At 60.8% G+C, this 17,750-nt stretch carries 18 protein-coding genes; 11 read left to right on the plus strand and 7 right to left on the minus strand.

The features are described 5' to 3' along the window. Nucleotides 1-92: 92 nt before the first annotated feature. Together ACWHXT_RS11750 and ACWHXT_RS11755 are read left to right on the plus strand one after the other, a co-directional pair. The gene (locus tag ACWHXT_RS11750) at nucleotides 93-875 is read left to right on the plus strand and encodes a M90 family metallopeptidase (protein ID WP_447958037.1); all 783 of its coding nucleotides are present in this window, start codon (nucleotides 93-95) and stop codon (nucleotides 873-875) included. A 164-nt stretch (nucleotides 876-1,039) separates the two neighbouring features. Continuing rightward, nucleotides 1,040-2,113 carry a tartrate dehydrogenase gene (locus ACWHXT_RS11755; RefSeq protein WP_447955966.1) on the plus strand — a complete coding sequence of 358 codons (1,074 nt, stop codon included), beginning with the start codon at nucleotides 1,040-1,042 and terminating at the stop codon, nucleotides 2,111-2,113. Here ACWHXT_RS11755 and ACWHXT_RS11760 read toward each other — a convergent pair. Both ACWHXT_RS11760 and wrbA read right to left on the minus strand, forming a co-directional pair. After that, nucleotides 2,110-3,273 (minus strand): alpha-hydroxy acid oxidase, encoded by a 1,164-nt coding sequence (locus ACWHXT_RS11760; RefSeq protein WP_447955967.1) that lies wholly within the window; start codon nucleotides 3,271-3,273, stop codon nucleotides 2,110-2,112. The genes ACWHXT_RS11755 and ACWHXT_RS11760 overlap by 4 nt on opposite strands. Before the next feature lie 111 nt (nucleotides 3,274-3,384). Then, nucleotides 3,385-3,984 (minus strand): NAD(P)H:quinone oxidoreductase, encoded by a 600-nt coding sequence (gene wrbA / locus ACWHXT_RS11765; RefSeq protein WP_447926487.1) that lies wholly within the window; start codon nucleotides 3,982-3,984, stop codon nucleotides 3,385-3,387. 182 nt (nucleotides 3,985-4,166) lie between these two features. Here wrbA and ACWHXT_RS11770 point away from each other — a divergent pair, with 182 nt between their 5' ends. The 7 genes from ACWHXT_RS11770 to ACWHXT_RS11800 all read left to right on the plus strand — a co-directional run bounded on the left by ACWHXT_RS11770 (nucleotide 4,167) and on the right by ACWHXT_RS11800 (nucleotide 10,154). Further along, nucleotides 4,167-4,607 carry a hemerythrin domain-containing protein gene (locus ACWHXT_RS11770; protein ID WP_447926488.1) on the plus strand — a complete coding sequence of 147 codons (441 nt, stop codon included), beginning with the start codon at nucleotides 4,167-4,169 and terminating at the stop codon, nucleotides 4,605-4,607. A gap of 183 nt (nucleotides 4,608-4,790) precedes the next feature. Next, nucleotides 4,791-5,762 carry a succinylglutamate desuccinylase gene (locus ACWHXT_RS11775; RefSeq protein WP_447926489.1) on the plus strand — a complete coding sequence of 324 codons (972 nt, stop codon included), beginning with the start codon at nucleotides 4,791-4,793 and terminating at the stop codon, nucleotides 5,760-5,762. 259 nt (nucleotides 5,763-6,021) lie between these two features. Further along, nucleotides 6,022-6,792, plus strand: coding sequence for an ABC transporter ATP-binding protein (locus tag ACWHXT_RS11780; RefSeq protein WP_447955968.1), 771 nt, complete (start codon nucleotides 6,022-6,024; stop codon nucleotides 6,790-6,792). Nucleotides 6,793-6,806: 14 nt separating this feature from the next. Then, complete coding sequence (locus ACWHXT_RS11785; protein ID WP_447955969.1) at nucleotides 6,807-7,508, plus strand: ABC transporter permease; 702 nt, start codon at nucleotides 6,807-6,809, stop codon at nucleotides 7,506-7,508. A 1-nt stretch (nucleotide 7,509) separates the two neighbouring features. After that, nucleotides 7,510-8,241, plus strand: a complete 732-nt coding sequence (locus tag ACWHXT_RS11790; protein WP_447955970.1) for an ABC transporter permease — start codon at nucleotides 7,510-7,512, stop codon at nucleotides 8,239-8,241. Nucleotides 8,242-8,365: 124 nt separating this feature from the next. Continuing rightward, on the plus strand, nucleotides 8,366-9,136 hold the full coding sequence (locus tag ACWHXT_RS11795) for a transporter substrate-binding domain-containing protein (RefSeq protein ID WP_447929149.1): 771 nt from the start codon (nucleotides 8,366-8,368) through the stop codon (nucleotides 9,134-9,136). Between the two features lie 184 nt (nucleotides 9,137-9,320). Next, nucleotides 9,321-10,154, plus strand: a complete 834-nt coding sequence (locus ACWHXT_RS11800; protein WP_447955971.1) for a TraX family protein — start codon at nucleotides 9,321-9,323, stop codon at nucleotides 10,152-10,154. On the opposite strand, the gene ACWHXT_RS11805 is transcribed toward ACWHXT_RS11800, so the two are convergent. The 3 genes from ACWHXT_RS11805 to purE form a co-directional block, all read right to left on the minus strand. After that, on the minus strand, nucleotides 10,132-11,739 hold the full coding sequence (locus tag ACWHXT_RS11805; protein WP_447955972.1) for a diguanylate cyclase domain-containing protein: 1,608 nt from the start codon (nucleotides 11,737-11,739) through the stop codon (nucleotides 10,132-10,134). The genes ACWHXT_RS11800 and ACWHXT_RS11805 overlap by 23 nt on opposite strands. A 157-nt stretch (nucleotides 11,740-11,896) precedes the next feature. Next, nucleotides 11,897-13,018: a 5-(carboxyamino)imidazole ribonucleotide synthase gene (locus tag ACWHXT_RS11810; protein ID WP_447955973.1), complete on the minus strand. Its 1,122-nt coding sequence runs from the start codon at nucleotides 13,016-13,018 to the stop codon at nucleotides 11,897-11,899. A gap of 10 nt (nucleotides 13,019-13,028) precedes the next feature. After that, nucleotides 13,029-13,538, minus strand: a complete 510-nt coding sequence (gene purE, locus ACWHXT_RS11815; protein WP_447926496.1) for a 5-(carboxyamino)imidazole ribonucleotide mutase — start codon at nucleotides 13,536-13,538, stop codon at nucleotides 13,029-13,031. Nucleotides 13,539-13,756: 218 nt separating this feature from the next. Between purE and ACWHXT_RS11820 the strand changes: the two genes are divergently transcribed. Further along, complete coding sequence (locus tag ACWHXT_RS11820; protein WP_447926497.1) at nucleotides 13,757-14,029, plus strand: XRE family transcriptional regulator; 273 nt, start codon at nucleotides 13,757-13,759, stop codon at nucleotides 14,027-14,029. An 82-nt stretch (nucleotides 14,030-14,111) separates the two neighbouring features. On the opposite strand, the gene chrA is transcribed toward ACWHXT_RS11820, so the two are convergent. Continuing rightward, complete coding sequence (chrA, locus tag ACWHXT_RS11825; protein ID WP_447955974.1) at nucleotides 14,112-15,299, minus strand: chromate efflux transporter; 1,188 nt, start codon at nucleotides 15,297-15,299, stop codon at nucleotides 14,112-14,114. Nucleotides 15,300-15,436: 137 nt separating this feature from the next. Beyond that, on the minus strand, nucleotides 15,437-17,170 hold the full coding sequence (gene ilvD, locus ACWHXT_RS11830) for a dihydroxy-acid dehydratase (protein WP_447955975.1): 1,734 nt from the start codon (nucleotides 17,168-17,170) through the stop codon (nucleotides 15,437-15,439). Nucleotides 17,171-17,379: 209 nt separating this feature from the next. Between ilvD and ACWHXT_RS11835 the strand changes: the two genes are divergently transcribed. Next, nucleotides 17,380-17,742, plus strand: coding sequence for a DUF5362 family protein (locus tag ACWHXT_RS11835; RefSeq protein WP_447926500.1), 363 nt, complete (start codon nucleotides 17,380-17,382; stop codon nucleotides 17,740-17,742). The last annotated feature ends 8 nt before the right edge of the window (nucleotides 17,743-17,750 follow it).

Below are 17,750 nucleotides of genomic sequence, written 5' to 3' on the forward strand. Positions count from 1 at the left end.
CCTTGCCCGCACGCCTTTACCGCACTGGAGAAACCTGGCGAAGCCAATGAAGATACGCAGGTTGACGATAAAGATAGAGGTTAAAAAACGTGATGCTCAACCGGTGGTTTAAACGCTCGACGCCCGCGCCTTTCGCCGAGACCTGGCAAAAAGCGCAGGAGTGTACGCCGCTACTCGCCGCGCTCTCCGAGTTCGAGGCCGCCCGGCTTGGCGAGCGCGCCAGGCACTTTCTAAGCACCAAGCGCCTGACCCTGCACAAGGCACTCGAAGGCGTGACCTTCGATGATGCGGATCGGCTGGCGCTGGCGGCTCAGGCGTGCCTGCTCACGCTTGGCTGGAACCAGGCGGAGCACCGCGAAGCGTTTGGCAACGTGCACGAGATCGTCATTTTGCCCGATAGCTTCACCCGCGAGGTCGAGGAGATGGACGAATTCGGCGTGGTGCACCACCTCACTGACGAACGCGCCGGCGAAACCTCTTACCAGGGCCCGGTCGTCGTCTCCTATACCGACCTTCAGGATAGCGGCGGTTTTACCGGTTTCAACGTATTGATCCATGAGCTTGCCCACAAGCTCGATATGGGCAACTCGATGGATGTCGACGGTTTTCCGCCGCTTCCCCGCTCACTGCCCGCCACTCGGTGGCACGCAGTGTTCACCGAGGTGTGGGACGACCTGGCTCGCTGTATCGCGGCAGGAATCGAGCCGCCCATCGACGACTACGCCGCAAGCCATCCGGGCGAGTGCTTCGCGGTTTGCTGCGAATACTTCTTCACCGCCCCGCAGCATCTGGAAAGCGCCTACCCGGCGCTCTTTGCGCTGCTTTGCGACTACTTCAACCAGTCGCCCCTGGCGCGTCTCGACACCCTCGCTTGATCGCGCCCTCCTCCTGGTCCGACATCGAACGCGCTCACGCCTCCTCCATTTTTGGACAACAATCGCTTTGGGCAACGATCGTTTGCAGTGTAGCCTGACCAGCCAATGCGCTAAAGCCGCTACACTACTCGATAAAGACAGATCGTTTTCGAAGGAGCTTATTGATGGCCCACACCATTGCAGTGATCGCCGGCGACGGTATCGGCACCGAAGTCATGCCGGAAGGCGTGCGCGCGCTACAAGCCGCGGCCAAACGCTTTGACATCGACCTGGCATTCACCCACTTCGAGTTCGGTAGCTGCGACTACTACCTGGAACATGGCCAGATGCTGCCCGACGACTGGTTCGAGCAGCTCAAGGGCTTCGATGCGCTGTTTTACGGCGCGGTGGGCTGGCCGGAGAAAGTGCCGGATCATATCTCGCTGTGGGGTTCGCTTTTACAGTTTCGCCGCCGGTTCGATCAGTACGTCAACCTTCGCCCCTGCAAGCTGATGCCGGGCATCAAGAGCCCGCTGGCCGGCCGTGAGCCCGGCGATATCGACTTCTACGTGGTGCGGGAAAACACCGAGGGCGAGTACTCGAGCATCGGCGGCAAGATGTTCGAAGGCACCGAGCGCGAGGTGGTCATCCAGGAGACCGTGATGAGCCGTACCGGCGTCGACCGCGTCCTCAAGTACGCCTTTGAGCTGGCAAAGACGCGGCCGCGCAAGAAGCTCACCTCGGCGACCAAATCCAACGGTATTTCCATCACCATGCCCTACTGGGACGAACGCGTGCTGGAAATGGCCAAACAGTACCCGGAGATCGAAGTGGATAAATTCCACATCGATATCCTGACCGCGAACTTCGTGCTGCACCCGGACTGGTTCGACGTGGTGGTAGGCAGCAACCTGTTCGGCGATATTCTGTCGGACCTGGGCCCGGCCTGTACCGGCACCATCGGCATTGCGCCCTCGGCCAACATCAACCCGGAAGGTCACTTCCCGAGCCTGTTCGAGCCGGTGCACGGCAGCGCCCCGGATATTGCAGGCCAGGGCATCGCCAACCCCATCGGCCAGATCTGGTCCGGCGCGATGATGCTCGAACACCTGGGCCATGAGGACGCCGCTAAAGCGATGGTCGATGCCATCGAGGCGGTACTCGCCGAAGGCGACCCCCAGGTACTCACCGCAGACGCCGGCGGGCAAGGTACGACCGAAACGTTGGGCGAAGCCATTGCGAAGAACATTGCGGGTTAGGCCAGCCTTGGCCGTCGCTCGATCAGGTGTTCGCGGCTTAGGCAAGCAATGTCGGTCACGCCCAGCAGCGCCATGTCGCGCACTATTTCCTCGCGAAGAAGTGTCAGCGCGTGGCGCACGCCGGCCTCGCCAGCGTAGGCTGCGGCGTAGTTCATGGGCCGGCCGATGAACACGAACGACGCCCCGAGCGCCAGCGCCTTGATCACGTCGGTACCTCGGCGAAAGCCGCTATCCACCATCACCGGAATCGACACGGCACCCACCACCGCCGGCAGCGCTTCGAGCGCGGCCGGGCTATAGTCCAACTGGCGCCCGCCGTGGTTGGAAACGATCACCGCATCGCCCCCCAGCGCCTCCACTTTCCGGGCATCCGCCGGGTTCAAAATCCCCTTGACGATCAGCTTACCCGGCCAAAGCGCGCGCACCCGCTCGAGATACTCCCACTGCAGGTGACTGCGCCCGGAGAAGTCGCGGTTGACGTTTTTGGAGAGCACCGCGATGCCGCGATGCGCGTAGTTGTTCTCGAAGTGCGGCATGCCGTGGTGGTAAAGCGTACGCAGGAAGGTGCCGAACAGCCAGCGCGGGCGAACCAGCCCGTCCCAGGCCAGGCGCAGGCTGGGGCGAAGCGGCGAAGAAAAGCCGCTTTTGCGATTGTTGTCGCTATTGGGTGGCACCGGGTAGTCCACGGTGATCACCAGGTTTTTAAACCCCGCCCGGGCCACGCGCGCCAGCAGCGCCTCAACGTCTTCCAGCGTGCCCGGCAGGTAAGCCTGAAACCAGTCGGTTTCGCCCTCGCGCAGAACCTCCTCCAGCGCAATCAAGGAGCTTCCACTCAGAATCATCGGCAACTGCTCTTTGGCCGCCGCCCGGGCCTGCACGAGATCGCCCCGATAGGCGGTCAGCGCGCTGATGCCCATCGGCGCGATGCCAAACGGCGCGCTGTAGGACTTACCCAATAACGTGGTCTCGGTCGAAATGCGCGATACATCGACCAGCGCCCGGGGCATCAGGCCGTAATCATCGAACACACGCCGATTCTCGGCGAAGGTTTTGCCCTCCTCGGCGCTGTTGGCGACATAGCCGAAGAGAGGCCTTGGCAAGTGGCGCCGGGCCAGCGCTTCGAAGTCGTGCAGATTACGGGCTTTATCGAGTCGGCTCACGCGGCACCTCTTGGGCCATTGGTGGCGTTGAACGCGCGAACCCCACGAGGGTGGGGTTCGCAGGAACACTATAGCAGTGCGCTAACGCCTCGCGGCAATTAGCCCATGGTCTCAGCGGGCGAGCTTCGCCGTTGTCTCGGCCACGAGCTTACCTTGAAAACGCGCAAGCTTGAGCTCGCGCGCGCTTGGCTGGCGGGAGCCGTCGCCGCCGGCCAGGGTCGCTGCCCCATAAGGGTTGCCGCCACTGACTTCGGAAATATCGAACTGCTCTTCGATACCGTAGCCGATCGGCACGATGATCATGCCGTGGTGGGCAAGCGTCGACCAGGTCGAGGTGACGGTCATTTCTTCACCACCGCCGGTACCGGTAGAGGTAAACACGCTGGCGACCTTGCCGCGCAGCGAACCGTTGGCCCAGAGACCACCGGTCTGGTCAAAGAAGGTGCGCATCTGGCCTGCCATGTTACCGAACCGCGTTGGCGTACCGACGATGATGCCATCATAGTCGGCGAGTTCGCCCGGCGTGGCCTCGGGGGTATCGAAGTCCTGCTTGCCGCCGGCATTTTTGTAGGCGTCTTCGGGCATGGTTTCGGGGACACGTTTGACCGTGACCTCGACACCGTCGACTTCTTTCGCGCCTTCGGCGACGGCTGCCGCGAGCGTATCCACGTGACCATACATGGAATAGTAAAGTACCAGTACCTTGGTCATTGCTTTCTCCATTCGAGATTTCCGGGTTGACTACCAACTCCTCCTCTAGCCTAGCGGAAAATTAACCCAAGTGAAGGAGTTGAAGGCCGGCTGACCGTAATGGCCGCAGTGCGCCTTGCGCTTTTGTAAAACTAACACTAGTTTTCAAGGCAATTATCGTACTTGCATCCAAGGAGCCGGGAATGACGATTTTTGAAGCACTGCGCAAAGACCACGATCTTCAGCGCGACCTTTTGGCCCGTTTGGTCGAGACCCACGGCGACAGCAGCGAGCGCGACGCGCTTTACAAGCAGGTACGTGCCGAGCTTAAGTATCACGCCAATGCCGAAGAGCGCTCGCTCTATATCCCGATGATGGATATCGACCTGACCCAGGAAAAAGCGCGCCACAGCGTCGCCGAACACCACGAGATCGACGAACTGCTCGAGCTTTTGGACGACACCGACTACAGCGCCACGAACTGGCTGACCCACGCCAAGCAGCTTCAGCACCTGGTGACCCACCACCTGGACGAAGAAGAGCAGGAAGTCTTCCAGCTCGCCGGTCGCGGCCTGGCGGATAACCAGAAGACATCGCTTGCCGGCGAATACCAGCAAGAGATGGAGCGCCAGCGCGCCGATTAAAAATGCCGCTTCCTGGTAAGCGTCGATAAAGCGCTTGGCCCCATCACGGGTCAGGCGCTTTTTTATGGGCGTTTATACCGACGCCCTGGCGTTTTATAGCCAGGCGACGCCGCCTTTGTCCCAAGCATTGGGGCGTGCTACACATAAAAGCCCAAGCGCATAGATAACAACGGAGAGTCATTCATGCTGAGCCAATGGCTGGACTGGACGCTGGAGGGTAAAGCGCCCGCCAAAAGCGGCGGCACGCTCCCAGGGGGCCACTACCAACTGCGCGCGCCAGGGGTTTTAGAGCTAAGCCCCAAAACGATTGAAGCGCACGCCCACGCCTGTATTTTCTCCGCCGCCATTCATGGTAACGAAACCGCTCCGGTCGAGCTTTTGGGCCAGTGGCTTGCCGCGCTCGAGGTGGGTAGCGCGCGCCTTAAAGCCCCAGTGCTGGTGATTTTGGGCAATATCCCGGCGCTCAAGGCCCAAACTCGGTTTATCAGCACCAACCTGAACCGGCTATTCGACCGCGAACTGACCGCCATGGGCGAAGAGCCCGACCGCGCCCGCGTGCTGATGAGCGAGGTGGACGACTTTTTCGCCCGCCATGAAGGTCTGCCCCGCCTTCATTACGACCTTCACACCGCGATTCGCCCAAGCCTTTACCCGCGCTTTGTCGTGGAGCCCTTCGCCGACACCGCCACCGAAGACCGGCAGTGGGCGTGGCTGGCCGCTGCCGGTATGCAGGCGGTGCTTCACCAGCACCAGCCAAGCTTTACGTTCTCTCACTACAGCAAACATTACCACCAGGCCCAGGCATTCACCTTCGAGCTGGGCCAGGTAGCACCGTTTGGTCACAACGACCTGGCGCCGCTTGCGCCCATGGCCAACCTGATCAGCGCGCTAGGGGCCGGCGAAGAACCGGAAAGCGCAGCCTCCCCGCCGCGCTTTTTCAAGGTGGCGCACGAACTGATACGCCGCTCTGAGGACTTCACGCTCTGTTTCGAGGAGAGTGTGGCGAACTTTACCCGCTTTGAACCGGGCGCGTGTCTGGCCAAAGACGGCCAGGGCGGTGATTTCCAGGTGGGCGAAACCCCGCTTCACGTCGTGTTCCCCAACGCCCGGGTGGAAATCGGCGCCCGCGCCGCCCTTCTGGCCGTGCCGGTATGAGCGCGAGCACTTGGGCGTTAAACACCGTACACTAAGGCCCCATACCAAGACCCAACAGCTAGACCCGGCGATAGATAACAATAATGCAGGGGCACGCTCGAATAGGTGGCCAACGCCCGGCGTTGATCACTTATTCTCATAAGAGCGAGCACTTCGGGCATAAGGCCTGATAGAATCGCCCCTTTTTCGCGTCAGCCACGCCCCAAACACGTGTTTTACACCTGTGACAGAGTGGCAAACTTGTACTGGAGCCTACGTTATGGCCGCGGCGCCTATCCCCCTGGAAGTTCGCAACATTAAAAAACGCTTCGGCGATACCGAAGTACTCAAGGGCCTTTCTCTTCAAGCCCAGAAAGGCGATGTCATCACCCTGATCGGAGCCTCCGGTTCGGGCAAGAGCACCTTTCTGCGCTGCATGAACCTGCTCGAACAGCCCGACGAAGGCGAGCTCATCGTGCATGGCGAGCCCATTCGCTTCAAAACCACCAAACACGGGCGCGAGCCGGCGGACCAAAAACAGGTCGTGAAGATGCGCGCCAAGCTCTCGATGGTGTTCCAAAGCTTCAACCTGTGGGCCCACATGACGCTTTTGGACAACATCATCGAAGCGCCGGTGCACGTACTGGGCCAGTCGAAAAAAGAGGCCACCGAGCACGCCTATGCGCTGCTCGAGCGCGTCGGACTAACCGCCCGGGCCAAAGCCTACCCGGCGCAGATGTCCGGCGGCCAGCAGCAGCGCGGCGCCATTGCCCGGGCGTTAGCCATGGACCCGGAAGTGATGCTGTTCGACGAGCCGACCTCGGCGCTGGACCCGGAGCTTGTAGGTGATGTGCTAAAGGTCATGCGCGATTTGGCCAAAGAAGGCCGCACCATGGTCGTCGTCACCCACGAGATGGGCTTTGCCCGGGAGGTGTCGAGCCAGGTGATCTATTTGCACCAGGGTCTGGTCGAGGAGTCCGGCAAGCCAGAGGCAGTGCTGGACAACCCGCAATCGCCGCGGCTTAAACAGTTTTTGACCCCCAACTACTGATTCCGGATGTGACCATGCTCGATTTGCAAGGCTACGGCCCGCGGCTTCTGGAAGGCGCCGGGGTCACCGTTCAGCTCGCGGTACTCTCGCTACTGCTAGCCATTGGGCTGGGGCTTTTGACGGCGACAGCCAAGATGTCGCGCCACGGCGTGCTTCGCTGGGTGGCCAGTACCTATACCACCCTGATTCGCGGCGTGCCGGATCTGGTGCTGATGATGCTTTTATTCTACGGCGGCCAGATCGGCGTCAACGCGATCAGCGACGCGCTCTACTATAACTACGATATCGATATCTACTTAAGCTTCAACGCCTTCGCCGCCGGCGTGCTGACCATTGGCTTCATTTTCGGCGCCTACATGGGCGAGACCTTTCGCGGGGCGTTCATGGCGGTGGATAACGGCCAGATCGAAGCGGGCAAGGCCTACGGCATGGGAAGCGCGCTGGTGTTTCGCCGTATTCGCTTTCCGCAGATGATGCGCCACGCCCTGCCCGGGCTCTCCAACAACTGGATGGTGTTACTCAAGACCACTGCGCTGGTCTCGGTGATCGGCTTGACCGACATGGTGCGCGTGGCCGCCGAAGCCTCGCGGGCGACCCACGAGCCCTTCGTGTTCCTGATCCCCGTCGCGGTGGCGTACTTATTGATCGCAAGCGTGACCGAGTGGATCTTCGCCCGGCTGCAAAAGCGCTACAACGTCGGTTTTGGGGAGCACTGAGATGTTTGATATTTCCGCCTGGTTCGATGACCTGCTCGCCGGCAACCTGATCTTTACCGCCTCGACCCTGGGCCACTACTGGGAAGGGTTGGTGACCACCACGCAGCTGGTGTTTTTATCCCTGGTGATCGGCCTGGTACTGGCCGTGCCGCTGGCCATCATGAGAAGCTCCCGCCGCAAATGGATCAGCCTGCCGGTGTACGCCTACACCTACGTGTTTCGCGGAACGCCGCTTTTGATCCAGCTCTACATCATCTACTACGGCGTGGTCTTTTTCGACGGTATCCAGCAGACTTTTCTGTGGCCGATTTTCCGCGAGGCGTTTTACCCGGCCCTGATCGCCTTTACGCTTAACACGGCGGCCTACACCACCGAGATTTTCCGCGGTGCCATCAAGGCGACCAGCAAAGGGGAAATCGAAGCGGCCAAGGCCTACGGCATGTCGCAAAGCCTGTTGATGCGCCGAATCGTGATTCCCAGCGCCTTTCGTCGCGCCCTGCCCGCCTACGGCAACGAAGTGATTTTCATGCTCCACGCCAGCGCCATCGCAAGCGTCGTGACGCTCATGGATCTTACCGGGGCGGCGCGCTACGTCTATTCGCGCTTCTATACCCCCTTCGAGCCGTTCTTGTTCGTCGCGCTGATTTATCTGTGTTTGACGTTCGCGATTCTGTTCTTCTTCCATTTTCTGGAGAAACGGTTACTGGCGCATTTGACCCCCCAAAGCCTGTAGGCAGGTGCTGCCATCGTCAAACAAACGTTGGTTCACGAAGCACCTGGGGCTTTGCGCCATCGCTAACCTGAGTTACGTTAAAAGAGATCTATTGAAACGAACCCTATTGCAACGGAGCGCCATGATGAAAAAGCTACTCTCGGTTTCCCTGATCGGCCTGGCCGTGGCCGCCGCCTCCTCTGCCCAGGCGCGCGACTACGACAACGTGCGTATCGGCGTGGACGTCCCCTACGTGCCCATGGAGTACCGCACCCCGGAAGGCGACCTGACCGGTTTCGACATCGACCTGGGCAACGCGCTCTGCGAAGAGATCGGCGTGACCTGCGAGTGGATCGAACAGGAGTGGGACGGCATCATCCCGGGGCTTTTGTCGCGTAACTACGATGCGGTCATGTCATCGATGACCATCAACGACGAGCGCCGCCAGCAGGTGCTCTTCTCCGAGCCCTACATCACCATGCCCTCGGCCTGGTTCGCGGCAAGCGATTTAGACATCGACGAAGCCAATGAGCAGACCCTTGATGGCATGACCATCGGCGTTCAGCGCGGCACGCTTCAAGACAACTACGTGACCGACAACTACGGCAGCATTGCCGATATCAGCCGCTACTCCACCGCCGATGACATGGTGCTGGACATGGACGCCGAGCGTCTGGATATCGTCTTCCTCGACTTCCCGATCGGCCAGTCCACGCTGGTAGAAAGCGACGAAGGTGACTACACCATCGTGGGCGAGCAGATCACCGAGCCCAAGGAGTACTTTGGCGACGGCTTCGGCATCGCCTTCCGCCAGCGCGACGAAGCCCTGGCCGAGCGGTTCAACGAAGCACTTGCCACCCTCGAAGAAAACGGCACCTACGACGAGATCTACACGCGCTACTTCGGCGACGAATAACGCCCAGGCGTTGGCAGATAAAAACCCCGGCACTCGCCGGGGTTTTTTCGTTTATAGGGTATAGTAAGCGCTCGCCGCCCTTGCGCCGGCCCAAGGCGTTGAGCGATGAACTCGAACGCCACGCCTGGGTCTGATCCAAAACGTTACTCCTGCTTCATAGGGTCATGTTAAACACGGAGGTTTTATGGCTTTCTTTTCTGGCGCTCGCGCCCGAACCGCTGCGTCACCCACGCCCCAGGCGCACGCCGAACGGCCACTATCCCACTGGACCGCTTGGGCCCAGTGGCTTGCGCTTTTCACCATGACCGTCGATCACCTGGTACGTTACGTGCTGCCCAGCGACTGGGACCTGGGCTGGGCGGGCTCGTCGATCGGGCGTATCGCCTTTCCGCTGTTTGCGGCAATGGTGGCCTGGCACGGGCTTTTCAACACGCGCAACCCGCTGCGCTACGCCCGGCGAGTGCTGGTGATCGGTATCGCCGCCCAGGTGCCGTACATGATGATGCCCCGCCTAAATGACGCCTTCATTTTGAACGTCTGCTTTACGCTGGCAAGCGGGCTGGCGATCGGGGCGCTGGTGCGCCAGGGGTGGCAGCACTACCGCCATCAGAGCCTGGGGTTTGGCTGGCTCTTGCTGGGGGCGGCGGTCGGGGTGACGCTTTGGTACCTGCTGGGATTCTGGGTGGAGTACGGCCACAACGGGCTAATGCTCATTCCGTTTTTCATGTTCGCCATGCATGCGCTCAATGAAACCCGGGATGCGCTGAAATCCAGGCTTTGGGCAGGGCTGGCTGCGTTTCCCGTGCTTTGGGTCGCCGGCCAGATGAACGCCTCGGACATGTCCAAGTCCTTCACCGTGGGGACGTGTGTTCTGGTGCTGGTGTTGGCCGCGGGGGGCGCTCAGCATATCCCCAAAGTATTCAAACAGATGCCCCGGCGGCTGTGGCTTGCCTGGTACCCGGGCCACTTCGCGCTCATCGCGCTATGGCTTGTGATTAGCGGTCGATTAGCGATGTAACCAGATTCGAGCGTAGCGCGGCCTGGTTCAGCGCTTTACGCATTTCCGGGCGGTAGCGGCGAAGCCGGGCCCGCCCCTCCGCTTTGGCCTGATACATCGCAATATCCGCCTGCTTGAGAATTTCGGTGTGGTCGCACCTGGCGGCGTTAAAGCAGGTATAGCCCATACTGGGCGTTACCTCGACCTGCTGACCCTCCAGGTTATAGCGCCCGCCCAGCGCGCTTTGAAGCGCCTCCATATGCGTCAAACCAGCTTGCTCGGCCTCCTCGGTCAGAGGCTGATCAAAGAGCATTAGCATCACGAATTCATCGCCGCTCAGCCGGGCGGCCATATCCCGTTCTCCCAAATGCTTTTTCAGCCGCTTGGCGATTTGCACCAGCAGGTCATCGCCTGCGGCGTGGCCAAAGGTGTCATTGATCAATTTGAAACGGTCCAGATCCATGAACATGACCAGGCCGGTGCAGTCACGGCTTTCGGGCTGTTCGCCAAGGTTCATGAGGCGTTCGATGAAAAGACGCCGGTTGGGCAGATCGGTCAGCGCATCGTAATACGCCTGGCGATAAATGATCGCCTCGTTCTGGGTGCGCTCGGTAAAGTCCTCGACGATCGCGATACCTCCGACGCGCTCGTTACTGGCGCTATTCACTCCGCTGAATATGGCGCGCAAGGGGGTGCCGGTTTCAGCGCCGGGCAGATAGAAGGTCCCCTCGAAATAGCCCGAGCCTTTTTCAAGGGCGTCCCTCACCCCTTCGGCCACCTCGGGGTCGGAGGCGCGGTCCAGCATTCGGTAGCCGATGAACGCCGCGCGCTCGCCGCCCAGAATCGTTAGCATCTGGTCGTTGCAATCGGTAATGGTGCCATGGCGGTCGAAGTTTAAAACGCCAAGCGGCGAGTGGTCGAAAATCGAGCGATAGCGGTTCTCGCTTTCCAGCAGCTGCTCTTCTCGCGCCTCGATGCTCACGCGCAGGGAAATGTTATCGTGGAAAATGCAGTGAAAACGGGAACAGGTGGCCAGCATCAGCACCAAAAAAATCAGAATGATGCTGCCCATCAACGTCTCGCCGTTGATGAAAAACACCACGGCGAGCGGCAAGAGAATCTGGCTGATAAAACCAAGACCGACCCAGCGCACCGATGAGAGCGTGGTCGTTCCCCCCGCGGCGACCCCGGCCATGATGATCGCCAGGGTGGCGACCTGGCCGGGGTGGTCCGGGGTAAAAAACAGCACCCCCGCCGCGCCCCACAAGGTCGCCGAAAAAAGCGCGCCAAAAGCGAAAGCGTAAAGCCACCTTCGCGAGTGGGTGGTATAGGCCACACGCTGGTATCGATAAGCCAGCAGTAAGCGAAATATCGAAATAGCAAAAAGCGCCACCAGCCAAAGCACGATAGTCGACGTCTCGATGCTGGACCACATGATCGCCGATACGCATAGCGCGACGAGCAGGCTACTCACCACCGGCTGCCAGAGCTTTTCATATAAAAGCCTGACTTTCGCGGCCTCCAGCTCGCACAGCGAGACGTCACCGGCAAAGTCGAAAGAGCGGCTATTGTCCGTAACCATGGCGGGCTTAAGCTTCCAGAGCATATTCGATCCCTGCGCAATTGTATTGCCCGCTTGAAGGCAACCGTCTAAAGCGAAATTTAAATCACTAGTTTTATATGATTTATACGGCCAAAGCGACTCTCGTCATCAGGCTTTAAAAAAAACCGCCTAACATAAGGCGGTTTAAAAACAAAAAACATCAGGCAACGGGCTTGAAACTCCACTGCACCGGCGGCGCATCGGGTAATAGCGCTTGGCACTGGCGCACTTTGGTTAAAAGCGCCCCGTGGGATTCAGCGCAGACATTGATATGGGCAAGCTTGCGCCCGGCCCGCTCATCCTTGTCGTAACGGTGCAGGTGCGTATGGGGGATCGCCAATAGCGCCGGGTTATCGCCTTCCCGGCCGATGACGTTGACCATGCAGGTCGGCGCGATGGCGTCGGTGGCCCCCAGCGGCAGCCCCTGCACGGCGCGCAGGTGGTTTTCGAACTGGCTGGTGATCGCGCCATCCATCGTCCAGTGGCCGGAGTTGTGTACCCGCGGGGCCATCTCGTTGGCGAGCAAGCTGCCATCCGGCGTCTGGAAAAGCTCCAGCGCCAGCACGCCCACGTAATCGAGCTCGTCGAGCAGCGCGCGAATGTAGCCATCGGCGGTATGCTGAAGGCTTTCGTCCAAATCCGGCAGCGGGGCCACCGAGTAGCGCAAAATGCCGTCAACGTGCTGGTTTTCCGCCATGGGGTAGAACACCACCTCGCCATCGCGGCCGCGCACGGCAATAATCGACACCTCGCGCACGAAATCCACGAAGGCTTCGACGATCAGCTGCGAGTGCCCGATGGCCGCCCAGGCCTCGAACGCCTCATCAAAGGACTTCAGCACCGCCTGGCCCTTGCCGTCGTACCCTTCGGTGACCGACTTGGCGACGACCGGGCAGCCAAGCTCCCGGGCAGCCTCCAAAAGCGCCTCGGCGCTCTCCACCACCCGGTAAGCGGGCGTGGGAATCCGCAGCCGGTCGAACAGCGCCTTCTCTTCGACCCGGTTCTGGCACACCGCAATCGCGTTGCTTGCCGGGTAGACGGGCTTGTGGCGCTCGATCTCACGCACGAGTTCGACGGGCAGGTGCTCGAACTCATAGGTCACGACATCCACCTTGTCGAGAAACGCGGCCAGGTGCTCGTTGCTTGGGTCGACGATCACCTCGCCGATACCCGCGCTGGGGCTTCCGGTGGTATCCAGAAAGGTGAAACGGTTACCTAAAGGATAACCTGCAAGTGCCAGCATTCGCCCCAGCTGGCCAGCGCCCAATACGCCAATGTTCATGGTGGTCTCCTTAAGCCTCGGTGTCGGCCCGCGGGTCCGGGTTATCCAGTACCGTTTGGGTTTGCTCCTGGCGGAAGGCCTCGACCGCCTCGCGCACGGCGCTATCTTGAAGCCCTACGATCTGCGCGGCCAAAAGCCCCGCGTTGGTCGCCCCAGCTTTACCAATGGCCAGGGTGCCCACGGCAATACCGCCGGGCATTTGGGCGATCGAAAGAAGCGAATCCAGCCCCTTCAAGGATTTGGATTCGACCGGCACCCCCAGCACGGGAAGCGGCGTTTGCGAGGCCACCATGCCCGGCAGGTGAGCGGCACCACCGGCCCCGGCCACGATCACTTGCAGGCCGCGCTCGGCCGCGCTTTTGGCGTAGTCGAATAACAAATCCGGCGTGCGGTGCGCCGACACCACGCGGGTCTCGCAGGCAACCCCCAAACGCTCGAGCATGGTGACGGCGTGCTCCATGACGGGCCAGTCGGATTTCGACCCCATAATCACGCCCACTCGGGGTGCGCTCTCGGACATGTATTCGCTCCTCGGCCAGAGGCCTAAAACCGTTTCAAGACTTAGTGAAGACAAACGAAAGCCGCAAGGCTTGGCTGACATTTTGAAGGCGAATAGTTTACCAGAGCGCGCCCTTTTAAGGGCCTGGATCAAATGACGAATTTTTCATCGAAACAGGCATTGAAAAGCGCTTGGGTTAGCGGCATTGTGTAGGGGTCACTTTTGACTGATGGAGTCACATGAGTACGGCATACTCGACTGCTCACGCAGAAACGCTGGACCCTGTGCGAAGCAGCCCTGACCTCGATGTCAGGGAACTTGAAAAACGTACGCGCCTGATGCGTATCATTACACGTCTGGTCGCCGTATCAGACCTGGGAAGCCGGGAAATTGCCCGCAGAGCAGGCCTTCCCGTTCAAAAAATCAGCGACCTGCTCGCTGGACGGCTCGAGCATTTGGACATTGACGAACTCAACGTCCTGCGCCGCTCCCTAGAGCTGGAGGCGCCTTAGCCAAGCCTTCTCTCGCCAGAATCCATAGACGCCCCGCCCTTGCGGGGCGTTTTTTATGCGCAGCGCGCTGGCATTCAACGGCCTAAAAAGCCACCCCGCCCAGCACCACGATGATGACCACCGCCCAGGCCGGCAGCTTCCAAACGCTCAGCAGTAAAAAGCCGGTCAGCGCCAGCGCAAAGTCGATAGGCGTGAGGATCGCGCTGACCCACACGGGCTGATAAAGCGCGGCCCCCAAAATACCCACGACGGCCGCATTGGCACCGCGCAACAGCGCCTGAGCGGCGCCCCATTGCCGAAAACGGTTCCAGAACGGCAGCGCGCCAATCAACAAGAGAAACCCGGGTACGAAAATCGCCACGAGCGCCAACAGTGCGCCCGGCACGCTATGGATACCCGGCAGCAGCGCCCCCAGGTAGGCTGCAAAGGTGAATAGTGGCCCGGGTATCGCCTGGGCCGCGCCGTAACCGGTCATGAATGCATCGTCGCTGATAAAGCCAGGCTGGACGACTTCGGCGCTGAGCAGCGGTAGCACCACATGCCCGCCACCAAACACCAGCGCCCCTGAACGGTAAAAGGCATCGGCAATATCAAGCCAAAGGGCCTGATGGGCCAAAAGCGGCAGTGCGAGCAAAAGCCCGGCAAAGAGCAGTAGCGCGCCATACCCCGCCAGGCGCGATACGCCAAAGTGAAGCGTTTCGCTCTCGCTGTGGGCGGCGGCTTCGCGGCAAAGCAAAAGCCCGGCCACACCGCCCAGTACGATAGCGCTGACCTGGCCCAAAGGCCCACTGGCCAGTACCGCCACGAACACCGCGCCCAAGGCGATACCGGTCCGGGTCTTGTCCGGGCACAGGTTACGCGCCATTCCCCAAACCGCGTGGGCCACGATGGCCACAGCCACTATCTTAAGGCTTGCAATCACGCGCTCGGCAAGCGGCCCCTCCAGCACCGCTGTCCCCAACGCAAACAGGAACAGTACGATGGCCGAGGGCAGCGTAAAGGCAAGCCACGCCGCCGCCGCGCCCCAGGGGCCGGCGCGCAGAAGCCCCAGCGCGAAACCGACCTGGCTACTCGCCGGGCCCGGTAGAAACTGGCAAAGCGCCACCAGATCCGCGTAGGCCGCCTCGGAAAGCCAGCGCCGCCGGGCAACGAACTCGGTACGAAAGTACCCCAGATGCGCGATGGGGCCGCCAAAAGAGGTCAAACCCAGCCACAAAAATACCCGGAACACTTCGCCAACGTTTCTACGCCTGGCCGCCTGGATCGTCATCGTCTGGCCTCTGCTGGAAGAAAATCACCAGCTTAACCCGCCCGTTTGACGCCCGTGTGACACTAAAACGCCGCTGAGGGCAGCGCGGTGGCGCGAGCACTCAGCGGCGTGACAAGCACAACGCCAAAAGGGCCGAGTTAGTCGTTCTGGTCGGTCACCGCGCCGGTGCTGGCGGAGCTTACCTGGCGGGCATACTTGGCCAGCACGCCGCGGGTGTAGCGCGGCGCAGGTTGTTGCCACGCACTTTGACGGCGGGTCATTTCGTCAACGCTTACGTCGATATCGATGGTATCCGCCTCGGCGTCGATGGTGATGATATCGCCGGTTTCGACCAGGCCCAGCGGGCCGCCTTCGAAGGCTTCAGGGGCGACGTGGCCGACCACGAAGCCGTGGCTACCGCCGGAGAAGCGCCCGTCGGTGATGAGAGCGACGTCGTTCCCCAGGCCCCGGCCCATGATCGCCGAGGTCGGGGTGAGCATTTCGCGCATACCCGGGCCACCTTTCGGGCCTTCGTAGCGAATCACCACCACATCGCCGGCGACCACGGTGCCGTCATTGATACGCGCCTGGGCTTCCTCTTCCGAGCCAAATACCCGCGCCGGGCCGCTAAAGCGCGTGCCTTCCTTACCGGTGATCTTGGCGACCGCGCCTTCCGGGGCCAGGTTGCCGTAAAGAATGCGCAGGTGGCTTTGCGCCTTGATCGGCTTTTCCAGCGGCGCGATGATCGACTGATCCATCGGGTAGGGTTCGACGTCCGCCAGGTTTTCCGCCAGGGTCTTGCCGGTCACGGTCAGGCAGTCGCCGTGCAGAAGCCCCGCATCCAGCAGGATTTTCATCAGCGGTTGAATACCGCCAATCGCGACCAGCTCGCTCATCATGTAATGGCCGCTGGGGCGCAGATCCGCCACCACCGGCACACGCTTGCCGATCTCGGTGAAGTCCTTGAGATTGAGCTCGACGTCGATGGTGCGCGCCATGGCGATCAGGTGCAGCACCGCGTTGGTGGAGCCGCCGAGGGCGATGATGATGGTGATTGCGTTCTCGAACGCCTCGCGGGTCATGATATCGGAAGGCTTGATGTCGGCCTTGAGAAGCTCGAGCACCGCCTCGCCCGCGGCTTTACAGTCGTCGCGCTTTTCCTGGGAAATCGCGTTCTGCGCGGAGCTACCCGGCAGGCTCATGCCCAGCGCTTCGATCGCCGAGGCCATGGTATTGGCGGTGTACATGCCGCCGCAGGAGCCCGGGCCGGGAATCGCGGTTTCCTCGATCTGCTTGAGCTCGATCAGGTCCATGTCGCCGCGCGAATGCGCGCCCATGGCCTCGAACACCGACACGATATCCGTGTGGCCTTTGCCCGGCATGATGGTGCCGCCGTAAACGAACACGCTGGGCCGGTCGAGGCGCGCCAGGCCCATCACACAGCCGGGCATGTTTTTGTCGCAGCCGCCGATGGCGACCAGCCCGTCGAACCCTTCGCAGCCAGCCACCGTCTCGATGGAATCCGCGATCACTTCGCGGGAGACCAGCGAGTACTTCATGCCCTCGGTGCCGTTGGCGATACCGTCACTAATGGTGATGGTGTTGAACACCACGCCCTTGCCACCGGCGGCGTCGGCGCCGTCCCGGGCCAGTTCGGCCAGCTCACCGATATGGCTGTTGCACGGTGTCACCATGCTCCAGGTCGAGGCCACCCCCACCTGGGGCTTTTTGAAGTCGTCGTCGTTGAAGCCCACCGCGCGCAGCATGGCACGGCTGGCGGCTTTGCCCGGGCCGTCGACGACCGGGGCGGAGTGGCGCCGCGAGCCTTGCGCTGCGTCGTCCTGGGCAACGTCCTGGGAATCGTTTTGAGAAGGGCTGGTCGGCTCGGTCATGGCAGGCTCCTGAATTTTTAATAGTGTTTTAATAAAATGTCTAATAAAACCCCATAGCTTGGCGATGCGCGGGCCTCACTGCAAGATGCTTAAGGCAATTATCCGGCAAAATTCCCGTCATGCGGCGCGTAAAGACAAAAGTGTCGAAACTCATTAAGATCATGGCCTTCCAACAACGCACTGATTTTCACCCGACACACGAGGACGCCATGGAACCCCAGGAGAAGCACGAGCTTTTAAAAAGCGTCGCTGAGCCGCTTTACCGCGGGAAACTCTGGATGCAACTGATCGGCGTGATGCTGATTTTGGGCGGGCTGTTAACGGCGATTACTATCATCGGCATTATCGTCGCCTGGATTCCCATCTGGGCGGGCGTTGTGCTCTTCCAGGCGGCCAGCGCCAGCCAGCGTGCCTATCAAAGCGGCGACGAGCGCGAGCTGCGCTTCGCCCTTGGCAAGCTCAAGACCCACTTCACCATCTTCGGCGTGCTGATTTTGCTTTATCTGCTGCTGTTCGTGGGCATGACCTTTTTAGGCCTGATGGGCATTGGTAACGTTACCCTCTCCTACTAGTCTGCGCC

The sequence above is a fragment of the Vreelandella halophytica genome, from assembly GCF_968193635.1.